Below are 16,281 nucleotides of genomic sequence, written 5' to 3'. Positions count from 1 at the left end.
GTCTCCAAGGTTGCGGGCGTCACCGGGGAGACCTCCGCGGTGCCGGGGTGCGCGAATGCGCCTTGCGTGCGTCGGCGCGGCGGCACCCCGCCTCGCCGGGGGAGGGGTGCGCGTCGCCGGCGGCGGCGAGATGCCGGGCCAGGCTCCGTACGGTGGGGAACTGGAACAGGTCCGCCACCGGGATCCGCCGCCCCAGCCGCTCGGCCAGCCGGGACTGCACCCGCAGGATGAGCAGGGAGTGGCCGCCGGCCTCGAAGAAGTTGTCCTCGGCGCCCACCTGCTCGACCGCGAGCACCTCGGCCCAGACGGCGGCCACCAGCCGCTCCATCTCACCCACCAGCGGCACCCGAGCCGGCCGGTCTTCGGCGCCTGCTGGCGGGACTCCGGCTGGGCGCTCCCTCGCCTCCGCCGCAGGGGGATCGGCCGGATGGCGCCCGACGTCCGGCGGCGGGGCGTGAGGTGCCAGGGGGCCAGGCGCCGGAGCCGGGAGCGCGCGCCGGTCGATCTTGCCGCGTTCGCCGCGCGGCAGGCCGTCCACGACGACGATCGCGGCCGGCAGCATGTAGCCGGGCAGGCACGCCGCGAGATGCCTGCGCAGCTCCGCGAGCGTGGCGTCATCGGCCGGCGCGGCAGGTGAGCCGGCGCCGGACAACGCGATAGGCGTGGCAGCGCCGGACAGCGCCGCATAGGCCACCAGCGCAGCCCCGCCCGGAACGTCCTCGCGCAGCACCACCGCCGCCTCCCGCACCCACGGATGCGCGGCCAGAGCCGCCTCCACCTCCCCGAGCTCGATCCGGAACCCACGCAGCTTGACCTGGTCATCGTCGCGGCCGAGGAAGTGCAGCGTCCCCCCGGCATCCACCCGGGCCCGGTCACCGGTGGCATACATGCGCTCGCCCGGACGCCCCCAGGGATCGGGCAGGAACCGCTCGGCGGTAAGCACGGGATCCGCGAGATACCCCTGAGCGACACCGCCCCCGGCCAGGTGAAGGTCTCCGTGGACACCAAGGGGGACCGGCCGCAGCAGCTCGTCCAGCACGTACGCACGGACACCAGCCAGCGGCCTCCCGATCGGCACAGTCGCCTCACCGGCCCGGTCGGCCTCGTCCGGTTCGTGGACGGTGGCGGTGATGGTGGCCTCCGTCGGCCCGTACGCGTTCAGCCAGCGCACCCCCGGCGGGCACGCCGCCCGCCATTCGGCCAGCCGTCCCGCGTCCACCCGTTCGCTGCCCACCACCACGAGCCTGAGAGCGGGGCAGTCACTGACCGGATGCTGTCCGAGCACCGCCACCCACTCGTGCCAGTAGGAGGCCGGAAGGTTCAGGACGGTGAGCAGCTCGCGCCGGACCAGGCCGGTCAGCTCGTCGATGCCCGGCACCGGCCCCTCGGGCAGCAGCACCACGCGCGCTCCCCGGATCAGGGTGGCGAACAGCTCCTCCGCCGCGACGTCGAAAGCGAGGGAGGCGAACTGGAGCACCCGGTCGTCGGGCCGTAAGCCGTAGCGGCCGGCGACGGCGGTGAGGGTGTGCGCGAGGTTCGCCTGGCTGACGCAGACGCCCTTGGGAGCGCCTGTCGTTCCGGACGTGTAGAGCACGTACGCCGTCGCCGCCGGGGAGACCTCGGGCTCAGGGCCGGTGACCGGGCCGCCCTCGGCGATCGCGTCCTCGACGGCGACGACGGGCACCCCGTGGGCGGTCGGTCCGGCGCACGCCCGCGAGCCCAGCAGCAGGGCGGCCCCCGAGTCGGCGAGGACCTGCTCCAGCCTGCCTCGCGGGGCGGCCACGTCGACCGGCACGTAGGCGGCGCCCGCCTTCATGACGCCGATCAGGGCGGCGGGCCAGTCGGGGCAGCGCTCCATCCGTACGACGACCGAGCTGCCCGGCCCGACGCCGCGTCCGCGCAGGAAGGCGCAGATCCGGTCGGAACGGTCGGCCAGCTCGGCGTAGCTCAGCGACCGCCCGCCCTGGCTGACCGCCGTCCGCCCGCCCCATCGGGCGACCGCCGAGGCGAGCAGCTCCAGCAGAGATGGGGGAGCTTCGCGGCCTGTGCCGGTGCTCGTGCGCTCGCCCGGATCACTTGGACCGCCCAGAAGGGAGCCGGCCTCCCCCTCGCCGAGCATCGACAGCCCGGCCAGCCGCGTCTCCGGCGCCGCCACCGCACACTCCAGCAGCCGCACGAGATGCCCCGCGACCCGCTCCACAGTCGCCCGCTCGAACAGCTCGACGTCGTACTCGATCCCCCCGCGCAGCTCACCCCCGCCCCCCTCGTCCCACACCAACGTGAGATCGAACTTCGCCACCGTGCCGACCAGCTCACGCACCCCCATCGACACCCCTGGTGTGACGGCCACCCCCTCCGGCACGTCCTGCATCGACATCATCACCTGGAACAACGGCGTCCGCCCCGGCTCGCGCGCCGGCCGCACCGCCTCCACGACCTGCTCGAACGGCACATCCTGATGCTCGAAGGCCCCCAGCGTCGCGTCCCTGACGACCGCCAGGAACTCGGCGAAGGTCATGCGCTCGTCCCACCGCGCCCGCAGCACCAGCGTGTTCACGAAGAACCCGACCACGTCCTCCAGCTCGGGACGCCCCCGCCCCGACACCGGGGTGCCGACGCTGACGTCCCTGACCCCCGCGTACCGGCCGAGCAGCAGCATGAAGACCGCGAGCAGGGTCATGAACCGGGTCGCGCCGAGTCGCCGGCCGGTCTCGTCGAGCCGGGCCGTCAGCCCCGCCGACAGCCGTACGGGAACGGTGCCGCCCGCGTGCCGGGGAGCGGCCGGGCGCGGACGGTCGGTGGGCAGCTCCAGGACGGGCGGCGCACCGGCCAGGCGATCCACCCAGTACGCGAGCTGCTCCGCCCGCACGGCCCCGCCGAGCCAGGCCCGCTGCCACACGGCGTAATCCCTGTACTGGACCGGCACCGGCGGCAACGGCCCCCTCCCAGCGCCGCCCGCAGTGCCGCCCGCAGTGCCGCCCGCAGTGCCGCCCGCAGCGTCGAGCGCCGCCCGGTAGAGCGCCCCGAGGTCGCGGACGAGCACCCCCACCGACCAGCCGTCGCACACCAGGTGATGCATCGTCATCAACACCACGCACCGCCGCTCCCCGAGCCGCAGCAAGCGGACACGGAAGAGCGGCCCGGCGAGCAGCTCGAACGGCAGCGCCGCCTCCTCCCGCCCGCGCCGCGACACCACCGCGTCCCGTTCGGCGCCGGGCAGCCCGCGCAGCTCCACCACCTCCAGGTCCAGCTCCAGATCCGCCACCACCTGGTACGGCTCCCCATCCACCCCCTCCACCACCCGCGTCCGCAACGCGGCGTGGCGCCGCACCAGCTCCCGCAGGGCCTCACGCAGAGCGTCCTGATCGAGCTCCCCGTCGAACGTCAGCGCCAGCGCCACGTTGTAGAGCGAGCCACCGGGCACCAGCCGATCCAGGAACCACAGCCGCTGCTGGGCGAAGGACAACGGCGCCGGCCCCGGCCCGGCGGGCACGATCGGCGGCCGGGCGCGCGTGGAGCCGGACGCCGCGGCCCGGCGGGCGAACGCCGCCACCGTGGGCGCCTCGAACAGGTCGCGGACGCTCGGCGTGACCCCGAGCCGCTCCGCGACCCTGGTCACCGCCTGCGCCGCCAGCAGGGAGTCGCCGCCGAGCGCGAAGAAGTCCTCGTTCGCGCAGACGTCCGGCAGCCGCAGCAGCTCGGCCCAGACCTGGGCGACCACCTCCTCGGCCGGACCCCGGGGCGGGACGCGCAGCTCGGCGCGCACCGTGTCGTGTTCCGTCGGGCGGGGGAGGGCGGCGAGGTCCACCTTGCCGTTCGGGGTCACCGGCAGCTCACCGAGAGGCACGTACCAGGCGGGCACCATCGCGGCGGGGAGCCGCTCCGCCAGGAACGAGCGCAGCTCGGCCCGCGAGCCGCCGCGCGCGACGACGTACGCGGCCAGGGCCGCCTGCTCGCCCTCCCCGATGACGGTGACCACCGCCGCCGTCACGCCGGGATGGGTGCCGAGGACGGTCGCGATCTCGTCCGGCTCGATGCGCACGCCGCGGATCTTCACCTGCGCGTCGGTACGCCCCAGGTACTCCAGCAGCCCGTCCCCCCGCCACCGGGCCACGTCCCCCGTCCGGTAGAGCCGTTCCCCGGACCCGAACGGGCTCGGCACGAACCGCTCGGCGGTCGGCCCGGGACGGCCCGCGTACCCGCGCGCCAGGCCGGGGCCGCCCAGGTGCAGCTCACCGGGCACGCCCACGCCCGCGTGCCCGCCGTGGCGGTCGAGCACGTAGGCGACGGTGCCGCTGATCGGCCGGCCGATGGGGAGCCGGGCCGTCGTCTCCGGCGGGAGGGCGGTGACGTCGTGGCAGGTCGCGATCGTGGTGCACTCCGTCGGGCCGTAGGCGTTCACCAGCCGCACGCCGGGGGCGGCGGCGCGCACGGCGCGCACCCGCCGCGGGTCGGCCGCCTCGCCGCCGAAGAAGAGCGTGCGCAGCGGCCGGAACATGGCCGGGTCCGCGTCCGCGCAGCGGTGGAAGACCGACGTGGTGAGCAGCATCGAGGTCAGGCCGCCCGTCTCGATGCGCCGGCGCAGCGCCGCCGGGGAGAGCACCTCGTGCCGGGGGACGCCGGCCAGCCGGGCGCCGTTCAGCAGCGCGCCCCAGATCTCGAACGTGGCCGCGTCGAACGAGGTGTTCGCCACCTGCCCGATCACGTCGGACGGGCCCCAGCCGAGGTAGGCGGCGTCGCGGACCAGGCGCACGATGCCGCGATGGGTGATCGTGACACCCTTGGGCCGGCCGGTCGAGCCGGACGTGAACAACACGCACGCCTGCTGCTCCGGGTGCGGCGGCGCTCCGAGCGGAGCGGCCCCGGCCGGCAGCGCTCCAGGGGCGGCGTCCGGCACCGCAGCGCCGACGAGCGTGCGAGGGTCGGTGGTCGGCACCCCGGTTGGGAGGGAGAGGGGGCGGTCGGTGAGCACCAGGCAGGCACCGCTGTCCTCCACCATGTACGCCAGCCGCGCGTCCGGATGCCCCGGGTCCAGCGGCAGGTAGGCCGCCCCGGCCATCAGCACCGCGAGCATGGCGACGACCAGCGCCGACGAGCGCTCCATGGCCAGCCCGACGACGCTCTCCGCCGTCACGCCGCGCGAGCGCAGCGCGATCGCCAGGTGGTGCGCCCGCGCGTGCAGCTCGCCGTAGGTCAGCGTCCCGTCCTCGAACTCCAGGGCCACGGCGTCCGGCGTCGTGATGGAACGTTCCAGGAAGCTTTCGACGACGCTGGTGACCGGCGCTCTCGCGGGCTCGGTGCCCCAGGCTCGCAGGAGGGCCCGCTCGGCGGCCGTGGTGTGCGCGAGCCGGTGGAGTGGCGCCGCGGGCGTGGCGAGGGCGGACTCCAGCAGGGTCACGAAGTGCCCGGCGAACCGTTCCATGGTCGCCTGCTCGAAGACGCCCGCGTCGTAGGTGATCACGCCGTGCGCGGCGCCGTCCCAGCGCATCTCCAGGGCGGGGCGCGGGACCTGGAACGCGCGTAGCTCCTCCACGCCGTCCGGTACGCCCGCTCGCACCGCCGCGAGGAACCGGGCGAAGGTGAGCCCGTCGTGCCAGCGCGCCCGGACGACCGCCGGCTCGCCGGCCGTCGCCAGGGTCACGCTGACCTCGGTGGCCCGCGCGTAGCGGCCGAGCAGCAGCGTGAACGCCGCCAGCAGCGGAACGCCCCGGTCCGTCCCGTACGCGGCCGCGACCTCACCGAGCCGCCGGACGGTCGCGCCACCCAGCACGACCGGCACCGGACCGCCACGCGGGGGGCACAACTCCGGCGCCAGCCGGTCGGCGGGCAGGCCGAGGACCGCGGGCGGATCCTCGCCCCGGCTCCAGGGATCGGGAAGGTGCACCACGTGCGTTCTCTCCTTCACAGGGCATGGCTCGGCGACCGACGAAGCAAGGAAGAGGACCGTCAGGTAGAGCCGACAGAACTCGGCTCGGCGTGATCGGCCAGGCGGCGCATGCGCCGTACCGGGGACAACAGCAGCAGCACCGCGGGCACGAACAGCCCGACCGCCGACCACCTGATCGTCGCCTCCAGCCCCAGCACCCCCGCCAGAGCACCACCCATCAGGGAGCCCAGGGACAGGGTGCCCCACGACAGCGACCGCTGCGTGGCGTTGACCCGGCCCTGGAGGTGCTCGGCGGTGATCGACTGGCGGGAGCTGATGACGGTCACGTCGAAGATCGGGATGCCGAGGAACCCGACGAACGTGGCGGCCCCGGCGAGCAGCGCGGCGCCGGCCGAGGCGCCCTCGACGAACGACAGCAGCAGGAAGCCGAAGCCCGGCAGCATCAGGGCCGTCACCAGGGTGGGGCCGATGCCCAGCCACGCGTTCAGCCGCTCGGCCAGCAGCGCGCCGGCGAGCCCGCCGACGCTGCCGCCCGCCACGATCAGGCCGACCGCCGCCGCGCCCATCCCCGCCTCCCTGATCAGGAAGAGGAAGTAGAGCGCCATCACCGAGCTGAAGAACAGGCTGAGGAAGAACACCGCGATCGTGCACCAGCGCAGCAGGGTGCTGCGGCCGACGACGGCGAACCCCTCCCGCAGCGCGGCCCAGACCGGTGGCGGCCCGGACTGCTCGCGGCGCGGGGGAGTGCCGTCCCTGGGCAGCCTGAGCAGGGCGAGCGCCGAGACCAGGTAGCTGACGGCGTCGATCGCGATCACCAGGGGCGCGCCGATCAGGCTGATCAGCCCGCCGGCCAGGCCCGGACCCGCGACCTCGGCCACCGAGGAGGACGCCTGCAGCTTGCCGTTGGCGTCGATGAGCCGGTCACGATCGACCAGGCCCGGCAGGTACGACAGGTAGGCGATCTCGAAGAAGACCGTCATGACGCCCACGACGAACGTCACGACCAGCAACTGCTCGATCGTCAGCACATCCAGCACGTACGCCACCGGGATCCAGGCCAGCGCCGCGAACCGCACGGCATGCGCCCAGACCAGGATCGGCCGCCGGGCCCACCGGTCCACCATGACCCCGACGAACAATCCGAACAACAGAAAAGGAAGCGTTTCCAGCGCATTCAGCAGGCCCACCTCCATCGGGGTCGCGTCGAGCACGGCGACAGCGGTGAGAGGTAACGCCACATAAGTCAGCTGCGTTCCCAGAAAGGAAATCGACTGGCTCGACCAGAGCACGGCGAAAGCCTTGTTGCGGAAAATGGAGTCAGCTCGGCCGTGCGTTACCACGGGGGCCTCCTGGTTCGGCGAGCCGGCTCAGGAGGCCGAGAGGCCGCAGGTCGGTCCAGTGCTCCTCGATGTAGGCCAGGCAGCCGGCGCGGTCGTCAGGGCCGTGCACCGGCGTCCAGCCGGAAGGCGGGGTGGTGAGCTGCGGCCAGAGCGAATGCCGGCCTTCCTCGTTCACCACCACGAGAAAATGTTCTGCTGGATCGTCTGCAAGGCTGGACATGCCGTTGCGTTCCCCCGTTTCGAATTCCCCGTCCCCGTCCCCTGGACAATGCCGCGCGGCGGCCGCCCGGTCGAAACTCTGGCAGTTTTCCCGGACCGCCGGCAACCATCGGAAAATGTCCGCAGGTAGCGCCGACTTAGTGGTCCGCCCGCCCGCCGGGCGGCCGCCGCCGTCGGGGCTACCGGCTCACGGCCAGGCAGCGGACCGTGAACCACGCGGTCCACAGCCCCTTCTGGCTCTGCGCCGACACCGACTCGAACGGGTCGCACTCGGTGAACCCGTGGGCCGCCGCGTCCGCCCGGGCGCCGGCCTCGGCGATGGCGAGCGCGGTGTCCTCGTCGAAGTCCTGGCCCGTCCCGGTGAACAGCGCGCCGACCTGGACGGCGGAGGCGGCGACGGGAGCGGCGACGGCGGCGGCTCCGCAGCAGGCCAGCGCCGCCGCGGCCAGGGCGGTCAGCAGCTTGTTCTTCAGGTCCCTCATGGGTCTCCCCTGACAGCTCGATGACATGTCACACCCTGGGCGTGACATCCGGTGCCACCGCGTTCCACGACGGGTCAAAGGATCCGGGTGAGGAGTTCACCTCGCCGAAACCTACGGGCCGGGCGCGCTAGGTAGAGTCCCGCCATCCTCGACAACGTTGACCCCTTCATCGGAACGGCGGCGACGGACCTGCCACGCGCGCGCGGTCTGGCCGCCACTTGGTGGTGGCCGAAACCGCAGGTGGGCAACACGCACCCGGGCGCCACCTCACCGCTCGGCATGGTGTCGGCGTGCGCCTACTCCGGCGCGTACCCGACGGGCTACGGCCGGTACGCCAAGAACACCGAGGGCGTGCCGGAGGAGATGTTCGAGCGGCTGCAGGCCTCCGGCTTCACCCACTTCCAGCAGTCCGGCACCGGCGCCATCCGCAAGTACTACAACTACGTCCGGGTCACCCCGATGGTGCAGCCGCTCGACGCACTCGGCGAGTCCTGGCCGCTGTACGACGAGGTGGCGCGGGCCGGCTACTACGCGGCCACCCTGGACACCGGCATCCGCTGCGAGCTGACCGTCGGCGCCAAGGTCGCCGTGCACCGCTACACCTTCCCCGCGCACAGCAGCGCCCGCGTGGTGATCGACCTGTCCTGCGGCGGCCTGGCCATCGACCTCGGCCAGACCGTGCCGGTGCGGGCCCAGGTCGAGAGCATGGGCCACGGCCGCGCCCAGGGCACGGTGGTGATGGAGGGCGTCCCGCTGTCGGTGTACGTCGAGATCGACAGCCCCGGCTGGCGGCAGATGCTCTGGTACGACCGGCGCCTCATCGACGGCGGCACCCGGCTCGACTTCGACAGCATCAGGCACACCACGCTGCGCCCCTTCGGCATGCTCTTCATGGGCCCGGCGGCGCCGGGGCAGACCGTCGAGGTGCGGATGGGCTTCTCGCTGCGCGGCTGCGACCAGGCGCGGCAGAACCTGGAGCGCGAGTGCGGGCACACCGAGTCGGCCTTCGACACCGTGCTGTTCCGCACCCGGGCCCGCTGGGCCGAGCACCTCGACCGCGTCCAGGTCGAGGGCGGCACGCCCGCCCGCCGTACGGTGCTGGCCACCTCCCTCTACCACGCGCTGATCAAGCCGTGCTTCGCCGACGACGAGAGCCCGTTCTGGCCCACCCCCGGCCCGTTCGCGTTCGACGTGTGCACCATGTGGGACATCTACAAGACCCAGCTCCCGCTGCTGGCCGCCATCGCCCCCGACCGGGCCGCCGGCCTGCTGGAGTCGCTGATCAGGGTGTGCGAGGAGGAGGGCAACTTCCCCATCGGCTACCGCATGTCGCGCGGCGCCGACCGGTTCTTCCGCCAGGCCAGCGCGCTCGCACACACCGCGCTGGCCGACGCCCACGCGCTCGGCCGGGCGGACCTCGACTGGAGCTGGGCGCTCGTGCACATGGTCGGCGACCTGCGCCGAGGGTACGGCGAGGACTTCTACGAGCGCGGCGTGGTGCACCCCATCACCCACACCCTCGACCTGGCCTACGCCCACCAGTGCACCGCCCAGGTCGCCCGCGCCCTGAACGACCACGGCCTGGCCGACGACCTGGAGGAACTCGGCAGGCAGTGGCGCAACGCCTTCGACCCGGGCACCGGCCTGCTGCGCGACTCGGAGTTCTACGAGGGCGGCAAGTGGAACTACTCCTTCCGCCTGCTGCACGACATGGCCGCGCGGATCGCCCTGGCCGGCGGCGACGGCGCCTTCACCGAGAAGCTCGACCGCTTCTTCGGCTACGGCGCGGAGCCGGTGGGGCGGCCCGGCCGCCGGCCGAGCCCGGCGGAGATGTCCGCCGGGTACGCGCTCAACCGGTTCGAGGGGCTCAACAACGAGCCCGACATGGAGGCCCCGTGGGCCTACCACTACGCGGGCCGGCCCGACCGCACGGCCGAGGTCGTGCACGCGGCGCTGACCTGGCAGTTCGGCACGGGCCCCGGCGGCCTGCCCGGCAACGACGACTCCGGCGGCCTCAGCTCCTGGTACGTCTGGGCGTCGCTGGGCCTGTTCCCCGTCGCGGGCCAGAACCTGTTCCTCGTCAACGCGCCCGCCTTCGCCCGTGCCGTCCTCAGGGCGGGCGGCAACGAGTTCGTCATCGAGACCAGCGGCCACCGCGAGACGCCCATCGGCGCAGAGGGCCTCGACCGTGACCCGCCTGCGCAGTACGTGCAGGAGGCCACGCTCAACGGCAAACCGCTGCACACGACCCACCTCAGCGCCGCCACCGTGCACCAGGGCGGGCTGCTGCGGCTGCGGCTGGGCCCGGAACCGTCCGCGTGGGGGCGCGGCCCGCGCCCGCCGTCACTCTCCCTTCCGTCCCCGGACTCCCATCCGCTTCCGACCCCGAAGGAATCGCGATGACCCACCTCCCCCGCCGTCTCGTCATCGTGGTCAGGGCCGACCCGGTCATCTGCGGCCACTCCGGTGAGGCGCGCAACCTCGCCGAGGTCGCGCTGAGCCGCGGGTTCGCCGACGTACGGCTGCTGACCTGGCCCATCCCGGCGCTGCGGGCCGCGGGCCTGCCGCTCAAGCCGCTGGACCGGCTGCTGCCGTACAGCGACGGGATCACCGTCGAACGGCCGGAGCCGGTCGGGGACTACCGGGTGCCCGACGGGCGTTTCCAGTCCGGTCTCACCGGTCGCCTCGTCGAGCTGCTCGCCGAGCCGTACGCCACGACCTGCCTGTCGATGTACCTGGCCCCGCACACGGCGGTCGTCGTGGACGCGGTCGCCGCCGTGCGCGCGGCCGGGTTCGCGCCGCACGTGCGCACCGTCGCCAAGGCGGTCGGCTCGGACGTGACCAACGTGATCAAGTCCTGCCTGCGGGAGGGCCGGTTCGGCGCGGCGACCGTGCTGTTCACCACGTTCCTGGCCAACGACGAGGTCGTCGCCGTCTCCGACTACACCCGCGAGGAGATCGTCGCCGCCGCCGAGCAGGTGGACGCCCGCTGCGGCACCACCTTCGCCGAGCAGTGCCGCCGCCGCGTCACCGTCAGCTACCCGCCGATCGACTCCGCCGCCTTCCTCGACCTGGACGAGGGGTCCCTGCGGGCGGCGCTCGACCGGCGCGGCCTGGAGCGCGACGGGTACATCCTGTTCCTGTCCAGGGTGACCAAGGCCAAGGGGATCGACGACCTGATCGGCGCCTACGCCAGGATGCGCTGCCGGTCGCGGGTCAAGCTGGTCGTCGCCGGCACCGGGACCATGCTGGAGCAGGCGCGGGCGATGGCCGCGGGGGACGACCGGGTCGTCTTCCTGACGGACGTGGACGATCGCGAGAAGGCGCTGCTCATGCGGGGGTGCGCGGCGTACGTGCTGCCGACCAAGCCCGAGCCCGATTTCGTGGAGACGTTCGGCATCGCGCTGGCCGAGAAGATGCTGGCCGGTGGCGGGCCCATCGTCACCACCCCGACGGGCGGCACCCTGGAGGCGGTCGGCGACACCGCCGTCATCGTCCCGCCGGGGGACGTCGACGCGCTGGTCCAGGCCGTGGATCGGGTGGTGCTGGAGCTGTCGGGCGGTGAGCGGCACGACCTGGAGCTGCGGGCCAGGACCCGCGCGATGGCCTTCGACCGGGGCGCGGTCTTCGACGGCCTGTTCCCCCAGGAGCCGACAGCCCTCGGCGCCGCCTGACCGCGCCGCTGGGTGATCGTCCGGGTGTGGCCGTCTCAACGGCTGCGCAATGAGGGCCCCGCAACGCGGGTGTACGCGGCACCGTCTCCCGGGTCCTGGCGGCTCACTACGATGCCGCCATGCTTGATCTTTTCCGCTACCTCGTCATGGCCGCGTTCCTGGTCTTCCCCGTGGCCATCGCGTCCGGGGCGGTCTCGGCCGCGCGGTTGTCCGCCCCGCGGGGGCGCAGCGCGCGGACCGGGCTGAGCGCGCTGTGCGGGACGGTGCTCGGCGTGGTCGCCGGATGCCCCATCGGGATGTTGCTGATCTGGCCGCTGACGGTGCGGACCAGCTGGTTGACGCCCGCCCGGTCGGACTTCGTGACGCCGTGGGCGCCGATCGCCGTCCTGGCCGTCGCCCTGCCCGTGCTCGCCGCCGTGCTCGGCGCGCTGCCCGCCCGTGAGAGCCCGCGCGCCCGGCACGCTGAACTTCCCGAGCCGCGAGAGCCCGCGCGCTGAGCCCCGGACGGTGAGAGCCCGCAGCCCGGCGAGCTGAGCTCCGGGCCGCGCCGGATCGCCTTCAGCCCACGCACCCTGGCACGTCGAGGACCATCACCTCGGTGTCGTCGTGGAACCGGGCACCGAACTTCTCGTGAACAACCGCTGTATCCGCAGCGCGCGGAAACCTGCGCGTAACGATCCGGTGACGAGGGCTTCCGCCGTGGCCGTGTGACCGGTCACGCTAGCAGGCGTGTGACCGGTCACACTCAACCCCCCGAGAGGACCACTCATGCACCGACATCGCTTGACCCGGCGGGCCGTCACCGTGGCGGCAGCCCTGGCGTTAGCCTCCGTGACCATGACACCGGCCCGCGCCACGACCGCCCCCGACGTGGTCACCGTGAACTTCGCCCAGCGCACCGGCCCCGTCCACGGCGGCGCCACCGGCATGTTGTACGGCCTGTCGGACCCGGGCGTGCCCGGCGACTCCCTGCTCGCCGGCGCCCGCCCCCGTACCGTCGCCCAGAAGGCCCCCGACGGCGACCAGCACCCCAACGGCGACGCGCTCAAGATCGCCGACGGCTTCCTTGCCGCCGGCGGCGAGGAGATCGTCGTCTACATGCAGGACGTCTACAGCCGCTGGCCCTACGAGAACCTCGGCATCGACGACTACCTGGCCAAGGTCGACACGATGGTCCGCAAGGTCGTCCGCGAGCGGCCACGGGACAAGGACAGGTTCGTCTGGGTGCCGTTCAACGAGCCCGACGGGATCTGGTACCAGGACTGGGGCACGCTGAAGGAGAAGTTCTTCAGCGACTGGAAGGCGGTGTTCGACCGCATCCGGTCCATCGACCCGCAGGCCAGGATCGTCGGCCCGAACGAGGCCAGGTACAACCCGGGCCGCCTGCGCGACTTCCTCACCTGGGCCGAGGCCAACGACCGCCTGCCCGACATCATGGCCTGGCACGAGCTCTCGCGCGGCAGCCTGGCCGACTACCGCGGGCACTACGAGCACTACCGCGCCATGGAGCGCGAGCTGGGCATCGGCCCGCTGCCGATCAACATCGACGAGTACGGCAACCGCCGCGACATGTCCGTGCCCGGCCAGATGATCCAGTGGATCTCCATGTTCGAGGACACCAAGGTCGACGCCGACATGGCGTACTGGACCTACGCCGGTAACCTGGACGACCACGCCGTGCGCACCCGTCAGGCCAACGGCGGCTGGTGGCTGCTCAAGTGGTACGCCGACCTGACCGGGCAGACGGTCAGTGCCACCCCGCCGCGGCCGGCCGTCCCCGACACCGTGCAGGCCGTCGCGGCGCTCGACGAGCCCGCGCGGCGCGGCACCGTCCTGGTCGGGGGCGGCACCGCGCCCGTCCGCCTCGACCTCACGGGGCTCGACCCGGCGCTCTTCGGCAGGCAGGTGGACGTCGTGGTGTCCAGGACGACCTGGACCGGGTACGAGGGCGACGCGCTCAAGCCGCCCGTCGTCGCGGCCCGCCGCACCACCGTGTCCGGCGGCAGGCTCGGCGTGGACCTGCCGGGCGGGGATGTCATGGCCGCCTACCGGGTGACGATCGTCCCGTCGAGCGGCCCGGCCCCTGTTCCTGACGCGCCCTGGACGACGTCCGTGGAGGCCGAGTCCGCCACCCTCACCTCGGCCCAGGTCTACGACCAGGACACGACAGCGGACCCCCAGCGGTATGCGACCTCCGGCAAGCGGGACGTCGGCTCCATGAACAAGCCCGACTCAGCCGTGACCTTCCCCGTCACCGTCCCCCGCGCCGGCCGCTACCGCCTCGGCGTCTACCACGGCGCGAACAAGACGCCCGGCAGACACGCCCTGTTCGTGGACGGCAGGCTCGACCAGGTCGTCCAGTACTCGGCCAACCTCGGCTGGACCTATCGCGGCCGTACCGACGTCGAGGTCGAGCTGACCGCCGGCACCCACCAGCTCTCCCTGCGCACCAGCACCGACGGGACGAGCCTGCTGCCCGGCAGCGACGTCACCCTCGACAAGTTCGACCTCACCGAGGTCACCGGCCCGGCGCGGGCGGCCTACCCGGCCGACGAGGCCAGGCTCTCCGGCGGCGCCCGGCTCACCCGCCCCGCCACCGGCCCCGCCATCACCCTGGGCGGCGGCGCCCGCGCCACCTTCTTCGTCGCCGCGGCGCAGGACGGCTACCACGACCTGACCCTCTCCTACCGGTCGAGCGCGGCCGGCGACCTCGACGTGCGCATCGACGGGCGCGCGGTCACGGGGGTGCGGGCCACGCGTCCGGGTGACGGCACGTCGCGCGTGCGGGCGTACCTCCCGGCGGGGATCTCCAAGGTCGAGGTGGGCGGACCGGCCGGGCTGAACCTGCGCGAGCTGGTCACCGTACGGGCCGCGCAGGCGGACACGGCGGTGCACCGGGTCGAGGCCGAGCAGGCGCGCCTGGCCGGCACCGCCCGCGTGGTGAGCGCCACCGGCGGCTCCAACGCCTCCGCCGGCGCCTACGTGGGCGACCTCGGCGACGGCGCGGGCAACACGCTCACCCTGACCCGCCCGGCCGGCGCCGGGCCCGGCCAGTACGTCCTGGTGACGCACTACGCCAACGCCGACAGGAACACCGGGCACCCGTACAACACCGACGTCATCAGCCGCTTCCTCGACATCGCCGAGACCGGCGGCGGGACGACGCGCGGGGTGTTCCGGCACAACTACGCCTGGGACAACTTCTGGCCCCAGACCACCCCGCTCACCCTCACCACCCCGAGCGGATCCCTCGTCCTCGGCAACGCGAGCGCCTTCGGGCCGAATGTCGATCGGCTGGAGCTCGCGCGGTTCGTGCTGGAGGTGGACAACCGCGCCTGACCCCGGCCCTGGCCCGCCGGAGGACCACCCTCCGGCGGGCCGTCCGTCCTGAAGGGCCGGACGCGCACGGGTGCGGTCGCGTCGCCGGCGGCGGGACGCCGCGATGCTTGCGTAGGCCGTCCTTCCGTCCCGTGCTCGGCTCTTCCGCCACGGCCTGGCGGATGCCTGCCCCACCTGGTCCGCCACCGCCGGCGGCCTGATCGGCGCGATCGTCGCGCTCTGGCAGGCACCCGCCTCCGCGTCACCGTGAACGCCGGTCGGGCCCTGGCGCGCGGGCAGGGCCGATCGCCATCCTGGTGGCGGCACATCCCACGATCCCCGCAGGAGCCATGATGATCGCCAGGATCTGGCGCGCGACCACCACCCCGGCCGGCGCCGACGCCTACCAGCGCCACTTCACCGGCGCCGTCCTGCCCGAGCTGCGCAGGACCGGCGGCCATCGAGGCGCCTACGTGCTCCAGCGGTCCACGGACGAGCACGTCGAGCTGCAGGTCATCACGCTGTGGGAGTCCCTCGACGCGATCAGGGCCTTCGCCGGGGACGACCTCGGCACGGCGGTCGTCGAGCCGGACGCCCGGGCCGTCCTGCTGTCCTACGACACCGCCGTCACCCACCACGACGTGCTCACGGCCGTACCCTGACAGGGGCGGCGCCGGCCGCCACCCGGGCGGTCAGGGCGTCCCCCGGCGCGTGAGATGCTGCGAGGATGACCACGACTGAACATGCCGAACCGGCTCCCCGCCGCAGGCGGGGCCGTCCAGGCCATGACCAGTCGGCGATCCTGCGCGCCGCCGTCGAGCTGTTCAACAGGCGCGGGTACGACGCCACGAGCATGGGCGACCTGGCCAAGGAGCTCGGGCTGACCAAGCCGGCCATCTACCACCACGTCACCAGCAAGGAGCAGCTGCTCGGCCAGGCGCTCGACGACGCCCTCGACGAGCTCACCTCCGTCGTGACCGAGGCGTCCCAGCCCGGGGTGGGCGCCTACCAGCGGCTGCGCGAGGTGGTGCGGCGCAGTGTGGAGGTGCTGGTGGCGCACCAGCCGTCGGTCACGCTGCTGCTGCGGGTGCGCGGCAACAGCGAGATCGAGCTGGCCGCGCTGGAGCGGCGGCGCTGGCTGGACGATCGGCTGGCCGATCTCGTCGCTGAGGCCGTGGCCGAGGGGGCGTTGCGCGACGACGTGCCGCCTGCGCTGGTGAGCCGGTTGCTGTTCGGCATGGTGAACTCGCTGGTGGAGTGGTACCGGGCGGACGGTGCGTACGATCAGGCGATGGTCGCCGACGCGATCACGTCCATCGCCTTCGACGGCCTCGCCCGCCACGAGCCCTGAGCCCGGCCGA

At 73.5% G+C, this 16,281-nt stretch carries 10 protein-coding genes; 6 read left to right on the top strand and 4 right to left on the bottom strand.

Annotated elements, in window-relative coordinates:
• Nucleotides 1-19: 19 nt before the first annotated feature.
• The 4 genes from LCN96_RS33705 to LCN96_RS33690 form a co-directional block, all read right to left on the bottom strand.
• On the bottom strand, nucleotides 20-5,887 hold the full coding sequence (locus LCN96_RS33705; protein ID WP_225266464.1) for a non-ribosomal peptide synthetase: 5,868 nt from the start codon (nucleotides 5,885-5,887) through the stop codon (nucleotides 20-22).
• 59 nt (nucleotides 5,888-5,946) lie between these two features.
• Nucleotides 5,947-7,227 carry an MFS transporter gene (locus LCN96_RS33700; RefSeq protein WP_225266463.1) on the bottom strand — a complete coding sequence of 427 codons (1,281 nt, stop codon included), beginning with the start codon at nucleotides 7,225-7,227 and terminating at the stop codon, nucleotides 5,947-5,949.
• Nucleotides 7,205-7,552: an MbtH family protein gene (locus LCN96_RS33695; protein ID WP_311131981.1), complete on the bottom strand. Its 348-nt coding sequence runs from the start codon at nucleotides 7,550-7,552 to the stop codon at nucleotides 7,205-7,207. Before LCN96_RS33695 ends, LCN96_RS33700 begins: the two co-directional genes overlap by 23 nt.
• Nucleotides 7,553-7,625: 73 nt before the next feature.
• Nucleotides 7,626-7,928, bottom strand: a complete 303-nt coding sequence (locus LCN96_RS33690; RefSeq protein ID WP_225266462.1) for a hypothetical protein — start codon at nucleotides 7,926-7,928, stop codon at nucleotides 7,626-7,628.
• Nucleotides 7,929-8,072: 144 nt separating this feature from the next.
• Here LCN96_RS33690 and LCN96_RS33685 point away from each other — a divergent pair, with 144 nt between their 5' ends.
• The 6 genes from LCN96_RS33685 to LCN96_RS33660 all read left to right on the top strand — a co-directional run bounded on the left by LCN96_RS33685 (nucleotide 8,073) and on the right by LCN96_RS33660 (nucleotide 16,271).
• Nucleotides 8,073-10,331, top strand: a complete 2,259-nt coding sequence (locus LCN96_RS33685; RefSeq protein ID WP_225276116.1) for a glycoside hydrolase domain-containing protein — start codon at nucleotides 8,073-8,075, stop codon at nucleotides 10,329-10,331.
• Nucleotides 10,328-11,602: a glycosyltransferase family 4 protein gene (locus tag LCN96_RS33680; protein ID WP_225266461.1), complete on the top strand. Its 1,275-nt coding sequence runs from the start codon at nucleotides 10,328-10,330 to the stop codon at nucleotides 11,600-11,602. Before LCN96_RS33685 ends, LCN96_RS33680 begins: the two co-directional genes overlap by 4 nt.
• Before the next feature lie 119 nt (nucleotides 11,603-11,721).
• Nucleotides 11,722-12,099: a hypothetical protein gene (locus LCN96_RS33675; protein ID WP_225266460.1), complete on the top strand. Its 378-nt coding sequence runs from the start codon at nucleotides 11,722-11,724 to the stop codon at nucleotides 12,097-12,099.
• Between the two features lie 271 nt (nucleotides 12,100-12,370).
• Nucleotides 12,371-14,941 carry a CBM35 domain-containing protein gene (locus LCN96_RS33670; protein ID WP_225266459.1) on the top strand — a complete coding sequence of 857 codons (2,571 nt, stop codon included), beginning with the start codon at nucleotides 12,371-12,373 and terminating at the stop codon, nucleotides 14,939-14,941.
• 329 nt (nucleotides 14,942-15,270) lie between these two features.
• The gene (locus LCN96_RS33665) at nucleotides 15,271-15,582 is read left to right on the top strand and encodes an antibiotic biosynthesis monooxygenase family protein (protein WP_225266458.1); all 312 of its coding nucleotides are present in this window, start codon (nucleotides 15,271-15,273) and stop codon (nucleotides 15,580-15,582) included.
• A gap of 65 nt (nucleotides 15,583-15,647) precedes the next feature.
• Entirely contained in the window at nucleotides 15,648-16,271 is a 624-nt protein-coding gene (locus LCN96_RS33660; RefSeq protein ID WP_225266457.1) for a TetR/AcrR family transcriptional regulator, read from the top strand.
• Nucleotides 16,272-16,281: the final 10 nt, after the last annotated feature.

Source organism: Nonomuraea gerenzanensis (genome assembly GCF_020215645.1).
GTDB classification, from domain to species: domain Bacteria; phylum Actinomycetota; class Actinomycetes; order Streptosporangiales; family Streptosporangiaceae; genus Nonomuraea; species Nonomuraea gerenzanensis.
Note: the sequence above shows the minus strand (reverse complement) of the source record. Positions and strands in the feature narration are given on the sequence as shown.

Coding starts and splice junctions, on each gene's coding strand:
- LCN96_RS33690 (WP_225266462.1), bottom strand. CDS start 7,928: ATGAGGGACCTGAAGAACAAGCTGCTGACCGCCCTGGCCGCGGCGGCG.
- LCN96_RS33680 (WP_225266461.1), top strand. CDS start 10,328: ATGACCCACCTCCCCCGCCGTCTCGTCATCGTGGTCAGGGCCGACCCG.
- LCN96_RS33675 (WP_225266460.1), top strand. CDS start 11,722: ATGCTTGATCTTTTCCGCTACCTCGTCATGGCCGCGTTCCTGGTCTTC.
- LCN96_RS33670 (WP_225266459.1), top strand. CDS start 12,371: ATGCACCGACATCGCTTGACCCGGCGGGCCGTCACCGTGGCGGCAGCC.
- LCN96_RS33665 (WP_225266458.1), top strand. CDS start 15,271: ATGATGATCGCCAGGATCTGGCGCGCGACCACCACCCCGGCCGGCGCC.
- LCN96_RS33660 (WP_225266457.1), top strand. CDS start 15,648: ATGACCACGACTGAACATGCCGAACCGGCTCCCCGCCGCAGGCGGGGC.